The 19,422-nt window shown below is 63.4% G+C and carries 22 protein-coding genes; 9 read left to right on the forward strand and 13 right to left on the reverse strand.

Translation table 11 applies throughout. The features are described 5' to 3' along the window. Positions 1–38: 38 nt before the first annotated feature. The 13 genes from CHB77_RS18325 to CHB77_RS10940 form a co-directional block, all read right to left on the reverse strand. Positions 39–197: a hypothetical protein gene (locus tag CHB77_RS18325; protein WP_165456275.1), complete on the reverse strand. Its 159-nt coding sequence runs from the start codon at positions 195–197 to the stop codon at positions 39–41. Between the two features lie 9 nt (positions 198–206). Further along, complete coding sequence (locus CHB77_RS10885; protein WP_089388251.1) at positions 207–1,526, reverse strand: ATP-dependent DNA helicase; 1,320 nt, start codon at positions 1,524–1,526, stop codon at positions 207–209. Next, positions 1,519–2,271, reverse strand: a complete 753-nt coding sequence (locus tag CHB77_RS10890) for a hypothetical protein (RefSeq protein WP_131023356.1) — start codon at positions 2,269–2,271, stop codon at positions 1,519–1,521. Before CHB77_RS10890 ends, CHB77_RS10885 begins: the two co-directional genes overlap by 8 nt. After that, complete coding sequence (locus CHB77_RS18655) at positions 2,268–3,065, reverse strand: hypothetical protein (RefSeq protein ID WP_089388253.1); 798 nt, start codon at positions 3,063–3,065, stop codon at positions 2,268–2,270. Before CHB77_RS18655 ends, CHB77_RS10890 begins: the two co-directional genes overlap by 4 nt. Further along, positions 3,062–3,277 (reverse strand): hypothetical protein, encoded by a 216-nt coding sequence (locus CHB77_RS10900; RefSeq protein WP_089388254.1) that lies wholly within the window; start codon positions 3,275–3,277, stop codon positions 3,062–3,064. Before CHB77_RS10900 ends, CHB77_RS18655 begins: the two co-directional genes overlap by 4 nt. Before the next feature lie 11 nt (positions 3,278–3,288). Further along, positions 3,289–3,516, reverse strand: coding sequence for a DUF6511 domain-containing protein (locus CHB77_RS18330; RefSeq protein ID WP_176430336.1), 228 nt, complete (start codon positions 3,514–3,516; stop codon positions 3,289–3,291). Positions 3,517–3,656: 140 nt separating this feature from the next. Continuing rightward, positions 3,657–3,887, reverse strand: a complete 231-nt coding sequence (locus CHB77_RS10910) for a hypothetical protein (RefSeq protein ID WP_089388256.1) — start codon at positions 3,885–3,887, stop codon at positions 3,657–3,659. Positions 3,888–3,966: 79 nt separating this feature from the next. Further along, the gene (locus CHB77_RS10915; protein ID WP_089388257.1) at positions 3,967–4,740 is read right to left on the reverse strand and encodes a hypothetical protein; all 774 of its coding nucleotides are present in this window, start codon (positions 4,738–4,740) and stop codon (positions 3,967–3,969) included. A gap of 22 nt (positions 4,741–4,762) precedes the next feature. Then, complete coding sequence (locus CHB77_RS10920) at positions 4,763–5,620, reverse strand: ATP-binding protein (protein WP_089388258.1); 858 nt, start codon at positions 5,618–5,620, stop codon at positions 4,763–4,765. A 103-nt stretch (positions 5,621–5,723) separates the two neighbouring features. Next, a complete protein-coding gene (locus tag CHB77_RS10925; protein ID WP_089388379.1) occupies positions 5,724–6,206 on the reverse strand; it encodes a hypothetical protein in 483 nt (160 codons plus the stop codon). 35 nt (positions 6,207–6,241) lie between these two features. Beyond that, positions 6,242–6,589, reverse strand: a complete 348-nt coding sequence (locus tag CHB77_RS10930; protein WP_242626640.1) for a hypothetical protein — start codon at positions 6,587–6,589, stop codon at positions 6,242–6,244. Next, positions 6,589–6,885, reverse strand: a complete 297-nt coding sequence (locus tag CHB77_RS10935) for a helix-turn-helix transcriptional regulator (RefSeq protein ID WP_068767861.1) — start codon at positions 6,883–6,885, stop codon at positions 6,589–6,591. Before CHB77_RS10935 ends, CHB77_RS10930 begins: the two co-directional genes overlap by 1 nt. 198 nt (positions 6,886–7,083) lie before the next feature. Further along, positions 7,084–7,767 carry a hypothetical protein gene (locus CHB77_RS10940; RefSeq protein WP_089388260.1) on the reverse strand — a complete coding sequence of 228 codons (684 nt, stop codon included), beginning with the start codon at positions 7,765–7,767 and terminating at the stop codon, positions 7,084–7,086. A gap of 116 nt (positions 7,768–7,883) precedes the next feature. On the opposite strand from CHB77_RS10940, the gene CHB77_RS10945 reads away from it, so the two are divergent. The 9 genes from CHB77_RS10945 (at position 7,884) to CHB77_RS10990 (ending at position 19,384) form a co-directional block, all read left to right on the forward strand. After that, a complete protein-coding gene (locus CHB77_RS10945; RefSeq protein WP_089388261.1) occupies positions 7,884–8,561 on the forward strand; it encodes a LexA family transcriptional regulator in 678 nt (225 codons plus the stop codon). 65 nt (positions 8,562–8,626) lie between these two features. Next, a complete protein-coding gene (locus CHB77_RS10950) occupies positions 8,627–9,910 on the forward strand; it encodes an AbiJ-related protein (RefSeq protein WP_131023355.1) in 1,284 nt (427 codons plus the stop codon). A gap of 314 nt (positions 9,911–10,224) precedes the next feature. Then, a complete protein-coding gene (locus tag CHB77_RS10960; protein WP_089388264.1) occupies positions 10,225–10,680 on the forward strand; it encodes a DUF2924 domain-containing protein in 456 nt (151 codons plus the stop codon). Continuing rightward, complete coding sequence (locus CHB77_RS10965) at positions 10,677–11,999, forward strand: recombinase family protein (RefSeq protein WP_089388265.1); 1,323 nt, start codon at positions 10,677–10,679, stop codon at positions 11,997–11,999. The genes CHB77_RS10960 and CHB77_RS10965 overlap by 4 nt, the downstream gene beginning before the upstream one ends. After that, positions 11,996–12,424: a hypothetical protein gene (locus CHB77_RS10970; protein WP_089388266.1), complete on the forward strand. Its 429-nt coding sequence runs from the start codon at positions 11,996–11,998 to the stop codon at positions 12,422–12,424. Before CHB77_RS10965 ends, CHB77_RS10970 begins: the two co-directional genes overlap by 4 nt. 30 nt (positions 12,425–12,454) lie before the next feature. Further along, a complete protein-coding gene (locus CHB77_RS10975; RefSeq protein ID WP_089388267.1) occupies positions 12,455–15,421 on the forward strand; it encodes a type I restriction endonuclease subunit R in 2,967 nt (988 codons plus the stop codon). Then, entirely contained in the window at positions 15,408–16,622 is a 1,215-nt protein-coding gene (locus CHB77_RS10980) for a restriction endonuclease subunit S (protein ID WP_089388268.1), read from the forward strand. Before CHB77_RS10975 ends, CHB77_RS10980 begins: the two co-directional genes overlap by 14 nt. A gap of 3 nt (positions 16,623–16,625) precedes the next feature. Next, on the forward strand, positions 16,626–17,753 hold the full coding sequence (locus CHB77_RS10985; protein WP_089388269.1) for an ATP-binding protein: 1,128 nt from the start codon (positions 16,626–16,628) through the stop codon (positions 17,751–17,753). Then, positions 17,750–19,384 (forward strand): type I restriction-modification system subunit M, encoded by a 1,635-nt coding sequence (locus tag CHB77_RS10990; RefSeq protein ID WP_089388270.1) that lies wholly within the window; start codon positions 17,750–17,752, stop codon positions 19,382–19,384. The genes CHB77_RS10985 and CHB77_RS10990 overlap by 4 nt, the downstream gene beginning before the upstream one ends. Positions 19,385–19,422: the final 38 nt, after the last annotated feature.

The raw sequence follows: 19,422 nt of genomic DNA on the forward strand, positions 1-19,422 counted from the left end.
ACAATCCCAATGTCAGGCTGCCCGCCGTGGCGTCCTGATCAGGCCCTGACCTTTCCGAGGGTCGGCGCTCCTACACCACGCCACGGGGCACTATCGATGCCGGGGAGCCAGTCGCCAGCGGTCGCCGCCAGCCGGTCCTTTACGGCCGCCAGATCGTGGCGTGCTTTCGGCGTGCCGACATCGTTGAGATCGATCATCGCGCCCCCTCAGGCCAGTAGGACAAGGCCGCGCTCGGCGCGGGTGATGGCGGTATAGAGCCAGCGGCGGCGGTCGATCTCGCTGCGGCCAAGCCCGTCGTCCCAGACGATCACATTCTCCCACTGTGATCCTTGCGCCTTGTGGGCGGTGATCGCCCAGCCGTAGGTCGCCTCGGTCAGCTTGCGCTTTTCCCGCCAATCGCGGTCATGGCGCTTGGCGTCATAGGAGACGTGATCCTCGAAATGCCCCTTGTAAATGCGCAACCGGCCCGGGCGGCCGTCGCTGTCGAAGGGCGAAACACGCCGTCCGTCCTCGTCATGCACCACGGCCGAGAAATAGAGGCTGCCCTCGTCGACGATATCCTCGAGGGTCAGGAACATGCCGTTGATAAGCCCGAGCGAATTGTCGTTCTTCAGGCAGATGATCTTTTCCGCCGCGCCAGTGGGCAGATACGTCCCGCCAAGGCCAGCCGCTGTGCGCATCGCATTGTTGATCTGCAACCGTGTCGCGTTCAGCCCGCAGATCAGCTGGCCGCCGCGCAGCGCTTGTTCCGGCGAAATGTCGCCCTTGCGCATCTTGGCGACATGGGTGTCGTAGGTGCCAAAACCGATGGGCTCGCCCATCCGCGCCATGGTGGCGAGACGGATGATCGCGCTCTCGGCCGCCTGGCGGTGGATCTCGGTCAGCATCACGTCAGGCGCATCGCGGGTGAAGGCTCCTTCGCCCTTAATGGGCGGCAACTGTCCAGGATCGCCCAGAACGAGGATCGGTTTGCCAAAACTCATCAGATCGCGCGCCATTTCCTCTCCCACCATCGACACCTCGTCGAGCACGATCAGCCTTGCATCGGCGGCGTCGCTCTGCGGGTTCAGCGCGAAACGCGGGTGTTTCATCGCCGAAAGCGCCTGGCGCATCGCTTCGATGGTGGCCTCGGCGGTTGTGTGCGCGAAGCCGGTCAGGCGCCGGGCGGCGATCTCGGCTTCCCGCACCTTCTCTGCGGCGGCCTCGATTTCTTCCTCGGTCGCCTCGATCACCGAATATATCAGGCTATGAATGGTGCGCGCGGGCGTGCCCTTGCGGGTCAGCACCAGCGCGGCCTTGCCGGTGAAGGTGGCGGTGACCACACCCGGCAGGCAATTGCCGTCTCTGGCGCTGCGATGGGGCGAAAGACCAAGCTCGTCGAGGGCGAATTTCAGCACGGTGGATTTTCCGCTGCCGGCGTAACCGAACAGTCGGAACACCTGCTGCTGTTCCCTGCGGGTGTCGAACCAGTCCCTGATCGCGGCGATGGCGGCGGCCTGCGCAGCCGAGGGGGTGAAATCACTCATGTCCTGGAATCTCCACGGTGTAATCCTTGACCACGCCGCCGCGGGTCGGATCGCCGACCTCGCATTGGCGCACGAAGACGCGCCGGCCATCGGCCAGTCGCCGCCAGTGGCCGCGACGCAGGTGCCAGCGCGGGCTGGCATGGCTGCCACCCTGCGGCGGGATGGCGGCGCGCAGCCGCGCCGGGTCGATGGCAACCTGATGCCAGACCCAGCCGCGCACGCCCTCGCGGGCCATGCGCGAGCGCTTCGCCAGCGACAGCTTCTGGTCGCGGATGCCCGGGGCCGAGCCGAGGATGGTCATCGCCCGCCAGACGATCCCGGCAGCGACCTCGCCATGGCCACGGATGGTCTGGTCCTCGCACTCGGTCGGATTGCCCTCGATCTCGGCCATGCCGTCGGGGTGCAGCCAGACCCGGACCAGACAATCGGTCCAGCCGCACGGCGCCCGCCTGCGCATCAGGAATGCCGCCTCGACAATATCACCCTTCTGGCGGGCGCAGACGATCAGGCCGGAAGGCGCGGAGCGCTGCTCGCGCAGCTCGAAGATCACTGCCGGATTCGGCAGCCGGATCGGCCCCGAGAACACGCGGGTCATCGCCTGATCGACGACATCGCTATCGAAGGCGGCCTGATCGTCGAAGAAGTAGATCGGCGCGAACTCGGCCGCCGCGAGCAGGTCCGAGGACCAGAAGCGCGCGCGCTGCGTGCGCAAGATGCGTTTCAACTCGTAAGCGTCGGGGATCATGGCCGCTCTCCCCAGCACCGACCCGCCCAAGCACAGGGCCCGTGCCATTTGCCCGCCGCCATGCCGCCACGACAGACGACGGCGGTGGGCTCGGCCGCGGCGCGCGGGAGCCATTCGCCGGCCTCGGAGGCCCGCACCACGGCGACGGCGCGATCCGACATCTCCTGCGCGAGATGCGCGTCGAAGGGCACGAGCTCGGCGTGCAGTTCCATCGTGTCGCGGTTCAGCGCGGTGAAGAGCGCCGGGGCCGGCAAGTCCATGTAGGCCTGATAGAGCGCGATCTGGGCGGCATAGACCGGCCGCGCGAGGCTGACGCCGCGCTTGACCACGTCCTTCCAGCTGGTCGCCCCGAGCGCCTTGTTCTCCCAGAGCGCGGGATAGTCCATCGCGACCGGGCCCGAGACGAGGCAGCCGTCGATATGCCCCTTGAAGCGCCCGCCGAGGGCTTCGAATCCGAACTGTCGGCCGTCCGGGCGCTCGGTGCGGAGGTCGAAACCCGCGATCCGGAACCAGCCCGCGACGATGTCCTCGGCCCGGTGGCCCGCCTCGAAGATGCGCAGCGTGCGCGGCGCGAACTCCTGGCCCTCGTCCTTCGGCGCCGCGAGGAAGTCGTACTGGATCTGGCGCAGGCAGTCGCGGCCGAGACCCGAGGAGCTGACATAGGTGCGCGGCCGCTCGGCGCGATGGCGCGCGGACAGCGCCGTGTCGATGGCCGCGGACACCGCTTCCGCGATGGGTGGGCGCGGCGCGCCGGCGCCGTAGAGGAAGCCCGAGCCGTGGTTGAGGTCGATCATCGCTCGCGCTCCCAGAACCCGCCGGCCTGCGCGATGCAGGTCAGCTTGTGGAACTGCGCGTCCGTCAGCCGGGCGTTCTCCCCGAACCGCGCCAGCTTCTCGCGGAGGCTGTCGCAGAACTCGATCTCGAAGTCGGTGACGGCGTTCTCGGTGGCCGCCTCGAGCAGAGGCTTCCAGCTGCAGGACGCGGTGTCGTCGTTCAGGTCGATCATCGCACGCCCCCTCAGAACGGAATGGGGTCGTCGAGGACCGTGCCGGTGCGCTCCTTGTGCGCTGCCTGGTCCTGCATGCTGTCGATGTAGCCGGTGACCGCCGCCTCGATCAGGCGGTCGATGTCTGCGGCGCTGCGGTGGAAGAAGGGCTCCATGAGCCCGAGATCGGTGAGCGCTTCGGCGAAGGGCGTCCGCGCATCGCGGATCGCACGGGCCTCGCGCGCGGTCTTGTCGATCATGCCGTTGTTCCTTTGGGCGATAGCGCTGCCCACGTCCTGACAGCGGCGCGAGCAGAAGCGGTGGTAGGGGTGGCGATCCCAGCGAAGGCCGTGGCAGTAGCCGAAGCCGCGCGCCTCGCGGGCGCAGACGGCGCAGAGCGCTACCTCAGCAAGAAGGTCGCGATCGGGTCCTCGGGCGGCCAACCCGCCCTCTGGAGCTTTTCGGACTGGAGCACGATCCAGCGGGAGATCGCGTTGCTGGCCATGGCTTCGAGGTCGCCGAGGCTGAGGCTTGCGATGGGGGCGTGCAGTCTTCCTCGGGCCTCGAGCCATCGTCCGATCTCCAGCGCCGCCTCGCGCGTTACATGCGCCTGCCATTCATCCGGGGTCATCGGCCCGGCAGGATCGCGCCGGGCCTCGGGCAGCGGCGAAGTCCGGCCAGACCTCCGCCGCCGTGCTGCCGACCGCGCCTCAGCCATTGAGCCAGGCGGGCATGCCGGTCGCCGGCGCTCCGCCCGGCGCGGACGGCGGAGATGCGGGCGATTGCTGGGCGGGCGACTGCTGCGTGGGCTGCGGCGCGGGCGCCTGTGCGCCCCAGGCCGGAGCCGCCGCCGGCGCTTGCGGCTGCGCACCCCATGCCGGCGTAGGCGCCTGCCAGCCCGGCGCCGGCGCGCTCGCGGCTTTCCGCGGCGGGGCGTTGACGGGCTCCGGAGGAACGGCTTCGCCGCGCATGATTGCTGCGTGCTGCGGCTCGTCGGGCAGAACGACGTTCGCGATCCGGTTCTGGTCCCGGTACTGAGGATTGGAGGCAGGCTCCACCATGATCCGCGCGGCGAAGACGATGCCATCGAGATGCTTGAGCCCGGGCAGCACCCGCTTGGCCTTGGCGTCGGGGCTCTCATCCCTGGGATCGAGCCCGAGAGCGCTGTCGACCATCGCTCGAAAGGTGGACTTGGAGATCTTCCAGCCGATCGACTGGCCCTTCTCGTCGACCTTGCCGCCCGCCACGGTGAAGCTCTGCCAGAACTTCCGCCGGGCGTGCGGCCCCTCAAGGATCGTGAACTCACAGTCCAGCATCTTCGCGTCGCTCGACTGCGAGGCCTTCAGGAGCTTGGCGTCCATCGGCGTGGCGCCGTCGACGCCGCCGGGGCGGACGGTCAGGCGCACCTTGGCGAAGGTGCCGTCGGGGATAAGCTCGCCGATGGGGGCCATCTGCGGCTGGGCGTCGTTGAGATCGTAGCTCATGGGTCTGTCCTTTGCGTCTGGATCAGGAAGGGGTGGCGGATTCAGCGGGTGCCAGGCCGTCGATCTTGGCGATCAGCGCGCCGAGATCGGGCGGCTCGGTGGTGTCGAGCCGGCCGGAGCGGTCCTTGGCGGGAAGGCCCCAGGGGTTGCCGGAGCGGCAGACGAGGCGGCGCTCGGCGGAGGATTCGTCGAGGGTCCAGTCGCCCTTGGCGTCGCGGCCGAAGAGCTGCATCGAGACGACCTGGTCGACGATGCCCGGCAGCTCGCGCCCGGCCTTCGTGCCCTCCATCTGCGGTTGCCACGTCGTCGCGCCGAACTCGTCGGCGACCTTCTCGAGCACGCCGACGAAGATCACCGTCTTGCCCCGGGCATGCTGGAGATGCTTCAGCGCCTGGATCACCTCGCGGCCGAGGAGCCCGTAGGCGCCGCGGACATCCGGCTTGCCGGTCCGCTCGGAGAAGGCCTCCGGCTGCTGGCGGGCATAGGCCATGGCCTGCCGCGTCAGATCGGTGATCGAATCGACGAATATGATCCGCTTCCGGGCGAGGAAGTCCTCGATGCCGGTGCCGAGATACTGCTGCTGCAGCCAGGCGTGATACTCGGCGCCGTACCAGGATTGCGGATGCTGGGCCGGATCGTGCCCGCCGATCAGCACGGCGAGGTCGCGGAAATCGGTGAAGCTGCGCACCGGGATCGAGTCCCCGCGCCAGTCCTGCACCGATTTCATGCCCGCTTCGAGATCGAGGCAGACGGTCTCCTCGGCGGGCAGGGATTTCAGGAGCGTCGTCTTGCCGACGCCGGGCGGGCCGAAGATGGCGAGCGAGGTCTTGTTCTCGGCGGCAGAGAGCCGTTCGTCGGCGGTGATGATGCGGAAGGCCATGGGGTTCTCCGGATGTGAATTCAGGGTGCGCGGCGGCGGGGGTGACCGGGTGCCGAAGGGGAACCTGCCCGGCGTTGCCGCTCGGGCGTCCCGCCGCCGCGCGTCACCGGTCTCGAGCCTCGAGCCGGAAGACGGGTTTGCCGGTGGTCTCGCTGCGTGCGTCCGCGAAGCCGTCGCGCATCGCCGCGGGCCAGGCGCTGTAGCGCCGCTCGGGCACGCGATAGGCGATCTCGAGATACTCGGTCGGGTCATCGCCGGCGGCGCGGATGCGCTCGGCCATGGCGGCGAGCCGGTCCTGATCCCAGGAAACCTTCTTCGGCAGGTCGGCGACGATCACGACGCCCTCGTCCTCGACCCGCACGGTGCCGCTGGTCTTCCCCTGAGCGGTCCGCTCGGCCGCGGCGGCGCTCTCGTAGCGCTGTGCGATCCCGGCCTCGAGCCGGTCCCGAAGCCGCTTCACGCGGGCGGTCTCGGCGAACGCCGTCGTCTGCAGGTCCAGCAGCATCTCGGGCGGCAGCGCCGCGATGTCGCCGAGAGCGAAGCGGTCAAGGTCGTCGAAGCGGGGGGCGTTGTCGGGGTGCGGCATGTCGGGGTCTCCGTTGGAAGGGAATGCCAGGGCCATCACGCGGCGCGCTCTTCGAGGAGCAGCGCCGAGAGCGAGGGAGCGGCGGCCTTCGGTCTGGGCCGGGCGACGGCGATGTAGGCGAAGCGGTCGGGGCCCACGCGCTCCTGCACGAGGTGGACAAGGCCCTTCTCGAAGGCGCCCAACGCGGCCTGACCGAGATCGGCAAGCTGACGGCGCTCGGGCTCGGGCAAGGTCGAAATCACCGGCGTGACATCGATCCCGAGAAAGCCGCAGTGGTACTCGATCCTGGCGCCAGCTTCGGCCTGTGCGATCCAGGCGTAGAGCTCGACATCAGTGAGCCGCGGCCTCGCAACGCGGGCGCCGATTGGAGTTGCGGCGACCATCAGCACAGCCGCGCAGTCCGCTGGTGCGTGGCACCATGACCGGTGTCCCGCGCCGGGTCCGCGGTCAGACGGCGGGGCGTGTGACCGACGCGCGCGACGGCCTCGCTGATCTTCAGCGCAAGCTGAAGCTGGCTCTGCTCGAAGGCCTCGATGTCGGCGAGCCGGTAGAGCACGCGCCCGCCGAGCTTGAGGAAGGCCGGTCCTTGGCCGCCGTAGCGCCAACGCTCGAGCGTGCGATGGGAGATTCCCCAGCGCCGGGCCAGCTCTTTCTGGTTCAGGCAATGCCTCTGCAGCATCGGTGTCTCCTCTCGTTGTCGAGGAGACCATGCGAAATTCTGCTGTGGGATGTCGTCAGGATCGGCGGGGGATGCGGAGGGGGATCAGTCGGCCCTTGCAGGACTGGCGTTTGGCGGCCGGCGGGGCGCCGTCATCCCCCACCATCCCTCACTCGTCCCCCTCCCGATCCCACAGGGGACCGGGCGGCAGGGGAGCGGTCAGTCGAGATTCAGACGATAGCCGCCCCGCCGGTCGGAGCGGATCAGATGCCGCCAGTCCTTCTGCGACTTGAAGACGTCGGCCATGCGCAGGCTCTTCGAGCCGGCGCGCGACAGGATCGCCTTGCCGTTCTGCCAGGGCTCTCCAGCCTGCGCGGCCTCGTGCAGCGCGCGCACGACTTCTGCCTGGATCGGGCCCAGCTTGAACCGGCATCCATTGCAGCGGACCTCGAAGTAGTCAGCCGAGTGGATGAAGGTGGCCTCCTCCATCGGCTGTCCGCCCGGCGAAAACCCGGTCTCGATCTCGAATCGGTCGCGTTCATCGCGTCTTAGGAGCAGATCACCGATCATGACGAGGACAGGCTGCGCATCGCCCCAGGTCGTCGCGTAGTCGGCCTTCGGCGCTCGAAAGCTCTCGAGATGGACCTCGCCGCATCGGAAGAGCTGGAAGACATCGCGGGCGTGGAGATCGAGCAGACCGCTGTAATGGCTCTGTTCGTGCGGCACTCGGTAGGGTTCACCGTCGGCGGCTTCTTCATAGTCGCCAAACTCGATCGGCACACCGAACACGCGCACCGACAGACGGAGCTTGTCGTTCTCAGCGAGGTAGATCAGGTCCGCTTCCGTGATCTGCCAGCGCTCGAGGATCTCGGGGAGCGTGAAGTACGATTTGTCGATGTGCATTCACTGCCCTCCGCGCCGATTCCCGTGTAAGATGTTTACCTTCTGTTCTTATTCGCTTGACGGGCTTCGATCAATCCGATTTTATCCTACTTCATCCACAGATGGGTGGGGATGACATGACCGAGCACCACACGCTTTCCGACCGCCTCAGGGCCCGGGCCAGTCAGCTCGGGATCAGTCCTGCCCACGTCGCCGAGATGGCCGGCGTGAACCGTTCCTTCGTCTACGACATCCTCCGTGGCCGTTCAGCCCGCCCCGGCATAGACCGGCTGGCAGAGGTCGCCCGCGTGCTGAAGGTCGATCGCGACTGGCTGATCCACGGCATTGGCGAGGTGGAGGGGAAGCCCCCCTTCTTGGACAATCCTGACGACGCCTTCGTGGCCATCGCCCACGCCACCCCGCGCCCAGCAATGGGCGGCGGCGCGGTCGTGACCGAGGACGGCGACACGCCCGGCCGCGTCTACCACTTCCGCCGCTCCTGGATCCGGAACAGCCTCAAGGCCAGCCCGTCGCAGCTACGCATCATGCATGTCGAGGGCGACAGCATGGCGCCGACGCTCCTGAGCGGCGACGCAGTGCTGGTCGACATGACCCGCCGCACGCCCAACCCGCCCGGCATCTTCGTGCTGGACGACGGGATGGGGCTGGTGGCCAAACGGCTCGAGCACATCCCCAACAGCGACCCGCCCGCAGTGCGCGTCATCTCCGACAACAAGCACTACCCCGAATACGAAAGAACCGCCGACGAGATTCATATCGTCGGCCGCATCCGTTGGTTCGCGCGGGAGTTATAGCTGTGGCAGGTGACGAAGAATTGGATGACCTTCTCGAGCTGGCCGGCTGCTGCTTTCGGGATGCTATGAGGGTCGTCGATATCGAGGCGTTCTTCTCCAGACGCGACGTCCCACTTGCAGAAGGGACCAGCAAGAAGACGGTCGCCCAGAATACGCTTGCGAGCCTTCCACGAGCAAAGGCGCTGGATCTGGCCCTCGAGTTTGCGCGAGAACGGCGGGATATTGGCCTGCAGGACAGGGTGTACCTCCTGCAAGACAAGGACCAGCCGGAAATCTCCGCGATCACTCGCGACCGAGTGGCCGATCGTCTTGGTGTGGGGATCCATGGACAAGGCATTCGTCCGGACGTGATCGAGGAGCTCTTTGATCTGAGTTCGCCAGCCGACTTCTTCGAGGGGCCCACCAAGACCGAGGAACTCAGACAATACGCGACTGGCGCGGCCCCGTTGTGGAATGCGAAGGAGGTCTTCGAATTCATCGGGGCAATAACATGTCCTTCGAGGAGGTTTGCGCAGCTGATTGAGACCGCTCTGGATCCCCGGTTTCGTGATGCCGACGGCCAGGCTGCGCTGGCAGCGGACTTGACCCGCATCCTGCAGCTCGATGGTTACGAGGTTGCTCAGACAGGAGAGGTCTCGGGCCGCGCAACATTCTCGGTACGCCCCGTTCGCCGCGGCGTCGACGGGCGGCCGAAGAACCTGATCTTCGCTTCCAACGGACCAAAGCCGAGGCTCGGGTTCTCGGATGCGATCGACAACGAAGTCGTCGTGCTCGAACATGTCGACAGCTGCCTCATTTACGAGCGCCCCATCGGCAATGGGTTGTCATGGCTCGACCTAGTCCGTTGGTGGATGGAGCAAAAGGGGCTCGCCGACCTCGCTGAGGCACACACCAGCCTCGGGCGTCGTCTACTTGCCTCGCTTGACGACGGTCCTGAGCAGGAATTCTTCAAGGCGTACTTTCGCAATTTCGCTGAGCGACTTGGAGACCAGCTGCCGGCGCTCATCCCGCAGGTCTACCTGCACTACGATCCGGAGATCGCCAGGCGTCTCGCGGACAAACGCGTTTTGTTCCGGCAGCGCATGGACTTTCTGATGCTCTTGCCTGGCCGACAGAGGGTCGTCCTCGAGATTGACGGCAAGCACCACTATGCGAAAGGTGAGCGTGCCGATCCCGGTCTGTACGCCGAAATGGTTGCGGCTGATCGAAACCTTCGCCTCCGCGGCTACGAGGTGTTTCGGTTCGGGGGCTCGGAATTCTCTCACCCGAAGGGATCGATGCAGGAATCTGTCGACGAGCTTGTGAAGTCGTTCTTCGAGGAGCTGTTCGTGGCCCATCGGGTAGGATAGCGCATCCCAAGAACACCGCAGAGTTACGCAGCACTCCTCTAAGCATCTGAAAGCAATTGTTTTCAGGGTGCGTGCGGGTAGCGTTTCCCCATGAGAAACGCGCCGACATATCCGCGGCTGGGCTCGAACCCACTGCCTCCAGACCAGATGACCCCCGCCGAGCGTCGCGCCGAGCTGTGCGGCCTGCTGGCGCTGGGGCTGATCCGGCTGCGGATGCGGGATGGTGGCGAAGTATCTGACGATACTGGAGAAAGTTGCCTACACTATCCGCCCGACCAATGCCGTCATGCAACTCCAACTCACCGGAGAAATGCATGAACAAGCCCGATCCGATCCCCGCGCGCCTGGCCGCGCTCAAGAACACGTCGACGCCCGACCTGAAGAAACAGTGGCGCGATCTGTTCGACAGCGAGCCGCCGCCGTTCAACCGCCGTTATCTCGAAAGCCGCATCGCCTATCGCATCCAAGAACTCGCCTATGGCGGGCTGAAACCCGAGACCGTCCGGCGGCTGGAACGGCTGGGCGAGGAACTGGACGGCGGCGACAAGAAGAAGCGCGGCATCCGCCTCGACCGCGACCGCCCCATCGCGGGCACGCGGCTTCTGCGCGAATGGCAGGGCGTCGAATACGTCGTGACTGTCACCGCCGACGGTTTCGAATGGCAGGGACGCCCCTACAAATCGCTGTCCGCCATCGCGCGCGCCATCACCGGCACCCGCTGGAATGGATGGGTGTTCTTCGGCCTCAAGAACCACAGGGGGCGGACATGATGAAGCCGCCTGAAAAATCGAAGGTCGTCCGAAAGCTGCGCTGCGCGGTCTACACCCGGAAATCCTCGGAGGAAGGGCTGGAGCAGGAGTTCAACAGCCTGCATGCCCAGCGCGAGGCCTGCGAATCCTACATCGCCAGCCAGCGGTCCGAGGGCTGGGTGCTGGTCCGCGATCAGTATGACGACGGCGGCATCTCCGGCGGCACGTTGGAACGCCCCGGCCTGAAGCGGCTGATGGCCGACATCGAGGACGGACTGGTCGATGTGGTGGTGGTCTACAAGATCGACCGCCTCAGCCGGTCACTCGCCGATTTCGCTAAGCTGGTCGAGGTGTTCGATCGGAATGGTGTGACCTTCGTCTCGGTGACCCAGTCCTTCAATACGACCACGTCGATGGGGCGGCTGACGCTGAACATCCTGCTGTCCTTCGCCCAGTTCGAGCGCGAGGTGACGGCTGAGCGCATCCGCGACAAGGTCGCCGCCAGTCGGAAGAAGGGGATGTGGATGGGTGGGGTGCCGCCCTTCGGCTACCGGGTGGAAAACAGGAAGCTGCTGGTTGACGAGCCCCCCGCTGCGCATGTGCGCTGGATCTTCGCCCGCTTCATCGAGATCGGATCCTGCACGCTGCTGGCCCGCGAGGGCGCGCGAGGCCTCGGAACTCCGCGCGGCAACCGGATCGACAAGAAGTACCTCTACCGGATGCTTTCGAACCGCGCCTACCTCGGCGAGGCGGTGCACAAGGGCGACAGCTACCCCGGCGAACACGAAGCCATCATCGACCGCGAGACATGGGACCGCGTCCACGCCATCCTGCAGGAAAGCCCGCGCAAGCGCGCCGCGCGCACCCGCGCCGAAACGCCCGCGCTGCTGAAAGGGCTGCTGTTTGGGCCCGATGGCGCAGCCTTCTCGCCGACCCACACCCGCAAGGGCGGGCGTTTGTATCGCTACTATGTCAGCCAGACGGTGCTGAAGCACGGAGCCGGGTCTTGCCCTGTCGGCCGCGTGCCCGCGGGTGAGATCGAGGCTGCCGTCATCGATCAGCTCCGCGCCGTGTTCCGGCAGCCCGAGATCGTGGCGGGGACATGGAAGGCAGCGCGTACGCAGGACGACGGGATCACCGAGGCCGACGCTCGCGCAGCCCTCCAGAAGCTCGATCCGTTGTGGGATGAACTGTTCCCGGCGGAACAGGCGCGCATTGTGGCCCTGTTGGTCGAACGGGTCGATATCGGCACAGATGGGCTGAACGTCAGACTGCGCGTCGATGGGCTCGGAAATCTGGCTCGCGAGATGCTGACCAGTGACGTTGAGGCCGCAGCATGACTCGCGGGGCTCCGATCTCCGACACGGTGACGCTCCACGTACCGTTCCGCGTCGTGAAGCGCGGCGGGCGCAAGGAAATGCATCTGCCCGATGGTGTCCGGCCAGACCGCAAGGCGGACAACACGCTGGTCAAGGCACTGGCCCGTGCGTTCCGATGGAAGCGGATGCTCGAATCCGGGGAGTTCGCCACCACCGCAGAATTGGCCGAAAGCGAGGGGATTGCGCCCTCATACATGACCCGCGTGCTGCGCCTGACACTGCTCGCACCCGACATCGTTGAAGCGATCCTGGACGGCAAGCAGGGGCCGGAGGTGACGTTGGGACGGTTGCTGGAGGGGTTTCCGGCGGATTGGGAGGGACAGCATCTCGACACAATCGTAGGCAGGGGCTACTTGTCGGATAACAAGCCTCTCGCGCAAGCATAGCGGTGCGGCCGAAAAAATCCGGCGGAATGAATGACAAAAGAAGCTGAAATCGAGCAAGAACTCATTACAAAGCTCGCGAGCCTCAAGTATTCGCAGCGCGATGACATTCGTGATCGCGATGAGCTTGAGCGAAATTTCCGCGACAAATTCGAAACTCTGAACCGGGTCAAATTGACGGACAGCGAGTTCGAGCGACTCCTCGAAGTGATCGTGACACCTGACGTGTTCACGAATGCGGAGCGCCTGCGGAACTGGAATACTTTCGAGCGCGAAGACGGAACACCGCTGCACTACCAACTGGTGAATCTGAAGGACTGGTGCAGGAACACCTTCGAGGTCGTCAGCCAGCTGCGGATGAATACACGGACCAGCCATCATCGCTATGATGTTCTCTTGCTCCTCAACGGTTTGCCGCTTGTACAGATCGAGCTTAAGTCGCTACAGGTGTCGCCCCGAAAAGCGATGCAGCAGATCATCGACTACAGAAACGACCCCGGAAACGGTTACGGCAACAGCCTGCTGTGCCTCACTCAGCTATTCGTCGTCAGCAACCGCAGCCAGACTTGGTATTTCGCGAATAACAACAACGAGCATTTCTCCTTTAATGTCGAGGAGAGATTCCTGCCGATATATCGCTGGGCAGCCCGCGATAACAGGAAAGTCGAGCATCTCTCGGAATTCGCCGAGCAGTTCCTAGCCAAATGCACGCTCGCCGAGATGATCAGCCGCTACATGGTGCTCATCCAGAACGAGCGGAAAGTAATGATGATGCGCCCCTACCAAGTCTATGCGGTCAAGGCGATCGTCGACTGTATCCACGAGAACCGGGGAAACGGCTACATCTGGCACACCACCGGGTCAGGCAAGACGCTGACCTCGTTCAAGGCCTCAACCCTGCTCAAGGACAATCCTGACATCGAAAAATGCCTATTTGTCGTCGACCGGAAGGATCTCGACAAACAGACGCGCGACGAGTTCAACCGCTTCCAGCCTGGTTGCGTCGAGGAGAACACAAACACAGAAACCCTCGTGCAGCGGCTATTGTCCGACGACTATAGGAACAAGGTGATCGTCACCACAATCCAGAAGCTGGGCCTAGCACTCGACGGCACGAACAAGCGGCAATATCGCGAGCGCCTCGATCCGCTGCGCGAAAAGCGCATCGTCTTCATCTTCGACGAATGCCACCGCTCGCAGTTCGGCGAGAACCACAAGGCGATTCGAGATTTCTTCCCCAACGCCCAGCTCTTCGGTTTCACCGGTACGCCAATCTTCCCGCGGAATGCCAGCTACAGCCGGGTCGAGGGAAGAGAGGCGAGCCTCGTCACCACAGAGGACATCTTCGAAAAGGAACTCCACGCCTACACGATCACCCATGCCATCGACGACGGTAACGTTCTGCGCTTCCATGTCGACTATTTCAAACCCGACGGCGCATCAATCAAGCCGGGAGAGACCGTGGCCAAGCGAGCCGTGGTCGAGGCGATCTTGACAAAGCACGACGCCGCCGCCAACCAGCGGAAATTCAACGCGCTCTTCGCCACAGCCTCGATCGACGACGCCATCGATTATGTCCGCCTTTTCCAAGAAATCCAGACCGAGCGCGCCGCGGCAGACGAAGATTTCCGGCCGCTCAACATCGCCAGTGTCTTCTCGCCCCCGGCCGAGGGCAACCGCGACGTGGCCCAGCTGCAGGAGGACCTGCCTCAGGAGTTGGAGGACAACAAGAAGGATCCCGGCCGCAAAAAGGCGGCGCTGGCCGAAATCATCGCCGATTACAACGCCCGCTACGGCACCAACCACGATCTGTCGAATTTCGACAGCTACTATCAGGACATCCAGCAACGGATAAAGGATCAGAAGTATCCCAATGTCGACCTGCCACACGCCAGGAAAATCGACATCATCATCGTGGTGGACATGCTGCTCACCGGCTTCGACTCGCAGTATCTGAACACTCTCTACGTCGACAAGAACCTGAAATATCACAACCTCATTCAGGCCTTTTCGCGCACCAACCGGGTGCTGAATGATTCCAAACCCTACGGCAATATCCTCGACTTCCGAGCCCAGCGCGACGCCGTGGACGAGGCCATTGCGCTCTTCTCGGGTGAAGCGCAAGACCGCGCCAAGGAGGTCTGGCTGGTCGATCCCGCGCCGAAGGTGATCGGGAAGCTCGAAGACGCCACCGAGAAGCTGATGGAATTCATGGCGGCCCGTGGGCTTCAGGCCCGCCCCGAGGAGGCGAGCAACCTCAAGGGCGACGAGGCGCGCGCGGGTTTCATCGAACGCTTCAAAGAGGTCAAGCGGCTCGCCACCCAGCTCGACCAGTATACAGACCTGACCAATGAGCAGAAAGCGCAGATCGAGGCGCTGATCCCTCGCGACGACTTGCGCGCCTTCTCGGCTCAGTATCTCGAGGTCGCCCGGCGCCTGCAAGAGGAAGCCCGTACCAAGGCCGACCCCGCCAGCCCCGCCGAACAGCTCGATTTCGAATTCGTACTCTTCGACTCGGCGCTTATCGATTACGACTATATCATGCGGCTCATCGCACGCTTTAGCCAGGCTGCGCCGCAGCGGCAGAAGATGACGCGCGAAGAACTGATGCGCCTTCTTGCCTCCTCCGCCCGGCTAATGGAGGAGCGCGACGATCTCGAGGCCTTTGTCGCCAGTCTGACCGAGGGCCAGGGACTGAGCGAGGAGGACATCCGCAAGGGCTATGAGCGCTTCAAGGCCGTGCGGCAGGCGGCCGAGTTGGCCCGCATCGCCGAGGCGCACGACCTGCCGGCCGAGGCGCTGCAGCGCTTCGTTGATCTGATCCTCGACCGCTACATCTTCGACCCCGACGCGCTAGCCGATCTGTTTCAGCCCAAGGGGCTGGGATGGAAGGCGCGCGCGCGGGCCGAGCTGGCGCTATTGGAAGACTTGATCCCGCTTCTTCGTCGCAAAGCCGAGGGACGCGAGATTTCGGGGCTGGAAGTCTATGAAGAAAACTGAAGCCCAAAAACACGGCCCCGTCCCCCGCTTGCGCTTTCCCGAATTCCTCGATGCCGGGCCGTGGGAGGTGAAGCGGTTGGGGGAGCTGATCACCACGATCACACCGCCCAAGAAAATCCAGACGACCGATTATCAGTCGTCCGGTCAAATCCCAATCATCGATCAGTCACCGGCTGACATTTGTGGTTGGACCGATGACGAAACCGCGCTGATCGAGGCAGATTTCCCGGTCGTGATCTTCGGCGATCACTCTTGCGTTGTGAAACTGGCGGAGTCTCCCTTTGCTCAGGGTGCGGATGGCATCAAGATCCTGTCGCCGTCTGAAGAGATCGGTGCGCTCTTTCTTTTTCGTTCGTTGCAGGCAAATCCTGTCGAGCAAAAGGGCTACAACCGCCACTTCTCAGCACTCAAGGAAAAGCTTGTTCCGTATCCTCGAAAGGAATCTGGCGAACAAGAGAAGATCGCAAATTTCCTGACCTCGCTCGACGATATGATCCGGGGGGAAGGCGCGCGGCTGACGGCGCTGAAGGACCACAAGCGCGGACTGATGCAACGCCTTTTCCCCCGCACCGACGAGACCGTGCCCCGCCTGCGCTTCCCAGAATTCCGCAACGCCGGCCCATGGGACGTGAAGCGGTTGGGGGAGATAGGAACGATCGTCAAAGGCAAGGGCATATCCAAGTCCGACATTGCGCCGGACGGTGCGTTGCCATGCGTCCGCTACGGCGAGCTCTACACAGTTTATGGCGAGATCATTCGTGAGGTAGCTTCGCGTACTGACGCCGATCCAGCAGATCTTGTCCTTAGCGAAGAAGGCGATGTGATCATTCCGGCATCTGGAGAGACGAAGGAGGATATCGCAACGGCATCGTGTGTAACATCGGCAGGCGTTGCTTTGGGGAGTGACCTAAACATTCTTCGCACGCCATTGCAGGGGTGCTTTTTGGCCTATTACATACGCGGCAATCTGCAATCGGAAATCAGCAAAGTCGCGCAAGGTGACTCCGTTGTTCATCTTTACCCTACGCAACTGGAAAGGCTTCAACTGGCAGTTCCCCCCTTACTAGCAGAACAACAAGAGATTGCCGATTGCCTGTCATCGCTCGACGAGCTGATCCGGGCGCAGGGCGAGCAGATCGAAACGCTGAAAAATTACAAGCACGGCCTGATGCAGCAGCTTTTGCCGCGGGAGGCCGGTTGAACCATGGCTGAAACGCAGACCTTCGCCACGCCCGAAGCGCTTGCCGCCCACCTGCGGCAGGAGATCGAGGCGAAGAACAAGAAATGCACGTTGCTCTTTGCCCACAACGGCACCGGCAAGACACGCCTGTCGATGGCGTTCAAGGAACTCGGTAAGGCGCGCGACGAGGGCGGTGCGGTTACGGCCCGTGACACGCTCTATTTCAACGCCTTCACCGAAGACCTCTTCAGCTGGGACAACGACCTGGAAAATGACCGTGACCGCGTGCTGCGGATGAACACGGCCTCCGCCTTCTTCAACGGGCTCGCCGAGCTCGAGATGGAAAACCGCATCCGCCCACTGTTGCGGCGCCATGCCGACTTCGACTTCCAGATCGACTATGGCGCGGGCACGGTCCTCTTCTGGCGCGAGACGGCGAAGAACGCCAGGGACGAAGATGTACCTGTGCCCATCAAGATCTCGCGCGGCGAGGAGAACCTGTTCATCTGGTGCTTTTTCCTGGCAGTGGCGCAACTGGCGATGGATGGGCAGGAAGCCTATGACTGGGTGAAATACCTGTTCATCGACGATCCCATCTCTTCGCTTGACGAAAATAACGCCATCGCCGTGGCGGCGCATCTGGCCCGGATGTTGAAGGACCAGGACAGACTGAAGGCCGTAGTCTCCTCCCACCACACGCTTTTCTTTAACGTGCTGTGCAACGAGTTGAGCAGGCCCTGGCAGTTCTTCCTGAGCCGTGAGGCGGTTGGCTGGCAGCTGCGCGATACGGGCCAGACACCGCGCTTCTACCATGTTACGATGCTGAAGGCGCTACACGAGGCTGAACAGTCGGGAAGTCTTTTCACCTATCACTTCACGATCCTGCGCAGCATAATCGAGAAGACCGCTACCTTTCATGGGTTCACCCATTTCGGCGACGTGATGAAGCGCGACCCGGATGACGAGGACGGCACGCTGCATTTCCGCTATGTGCAGCTCCTGAGCCACGGCGGTTACTCCCTGTTCGAGCCGGCCGAGATGCTGCCAGAGAACAAGGACATCTTCCGCAAGATACTCGAGAACTTCATGAACGACTATCGCTTCAACCCCGAACTTTTCCCTGTGGTTGAAGCAGAGGAGACAGCAGCATGACCGAACAGGACCAGATTAGGCTGGGCAGGACACTCTGGGCCATCGCCGACGAACTGCGCGGCGCGATGAACGCGGACGATTTCCGCGACTACATGCTTTCGTTCCTATTCCTGCGGTATTTGTCGCAAAATTACGAGGACGCAGCCAAGACTGAGCTTGGAGCCGACTGGCCCGAATTGCCGACAAACGACCGCCGTTCGCCGCTCGCCGTCTGGTATGACCGAAACCCGGAGGACACGGCGGAATTCGAGGCGGTGATGCGCCGCAAAGTACATTACGTCATCAAACCTGAATTCCTCTGGAGTTCCATCGCCGAGATGGCCCGTACCCAGAGCGACGCGCTTCTCAGGACACTGCAAGCCGGCTTCAGGTTCATCGAGACCGAGTCCTTCTCTTCGAACTTTCAGGGCCTCTTTTCCGAGATCAACCTCGATTCCGACAAGCTGGGCAGGACCTATCCGCAACGCAACGCGCGGCTTTGCACGATCATTCAGAAGATCGCCGAAGGGCTCGCCGGGTTCCCCAGCGAGCGCGACCTTCTGGGAGATGCCTACGAATACCTGATCGGCCAGTTTGCCGCGGGATCAGGTAAGAAGGCTGGCGAGTTCTACACCCCGCAACAGATCTCCAGCATACTGTCGGGCATCGTGACGCTCGACAGTCAGGACCCGGCATCGGGCAAGCGCGACAAGCTGAACCGCGTCTACGATTTCGCCTGCGGCTCGGGCTCACTGCTTCTCAACGTGCGAGGGCAAATGGGTAAACATGGTATCGGAAAGATCTACGGGCAGGAAAAGAACATCACCACCTACAACCTCGCCCGGATGAACATGCTGCTGCACGGGATGCGGGACAGCGAGTTCGACATCCACCATGGCGACAGCTTGGAAAACGACTGGGACATCCTGCGCGAGCCGAATCCAGCGAAAAAGGTCGAGTTCGATGCAGTAGTCGCTAACCCGCCCTTCAGCTACCGCTGGAATCCGACTGAGGAAATAGCGAAGGATTTCCGCTTCAAGGACCACGGCCTCGCGCCCAAGTCGGCAGCAGATTTCGCCTTTCTGCTGCACGGGTTCCACTTCCTGGCTAAGGACGGAACCATGGCGATAATCCTGCCTCATGGCGTTCTGTTCCGAGGCGGCGCCGAGAAATCGATCCGCACCAAGCTCCTGAAGGACGGCAATATCGACACCGTGATCGGCCTGCCGGCCAAGCTGTTCTACTCGACCGGAATCCCTGTGTGCATCCTGGTGCTGAAAAAGTGCAAACGGACCGATGACGTGCTGTTTATCAACGCGGCCGAGCATTTTCAGCCAGGCAAGCGGCAGAATGCGCTTCTGCCCGAGCACATCGATAAGATCGTCGAAACCTACAAGCACCGCAAGGAAGAAGACCTCTATTCGCGGGTGATCAGTCTCGAGGAGATCGAGAGAGAGCACGACTTCAATCTCAACATCTCTCGCTATGTGAGCACGGCCGGAACCGAGCAGGAAGTCGAGCTTGCCGTTGTGCACGGCCAGCTTGGCGCTATTCAGAAAAAAATCCAGTCAGCGGCGAAGACGCACAACGGGTATCTTGAGGAACTCGGTCTGCCACCTTTGCCTCTCGGTCTAGACGCTGGGACGGATTGATGGCTCGGCGTGCCACACAAATCGATGCGGCACTGTGG

It is taken from the genome of Paracoccus sediminis (assembly GCF_900188295.1).
Classification (GTDB): Bacteria; Pseudomonadota; Alphaproteobacteria; order Rhodobacterales; family Rhodobacteraceae; genus Paracoccus; species Paracoccus sediminis.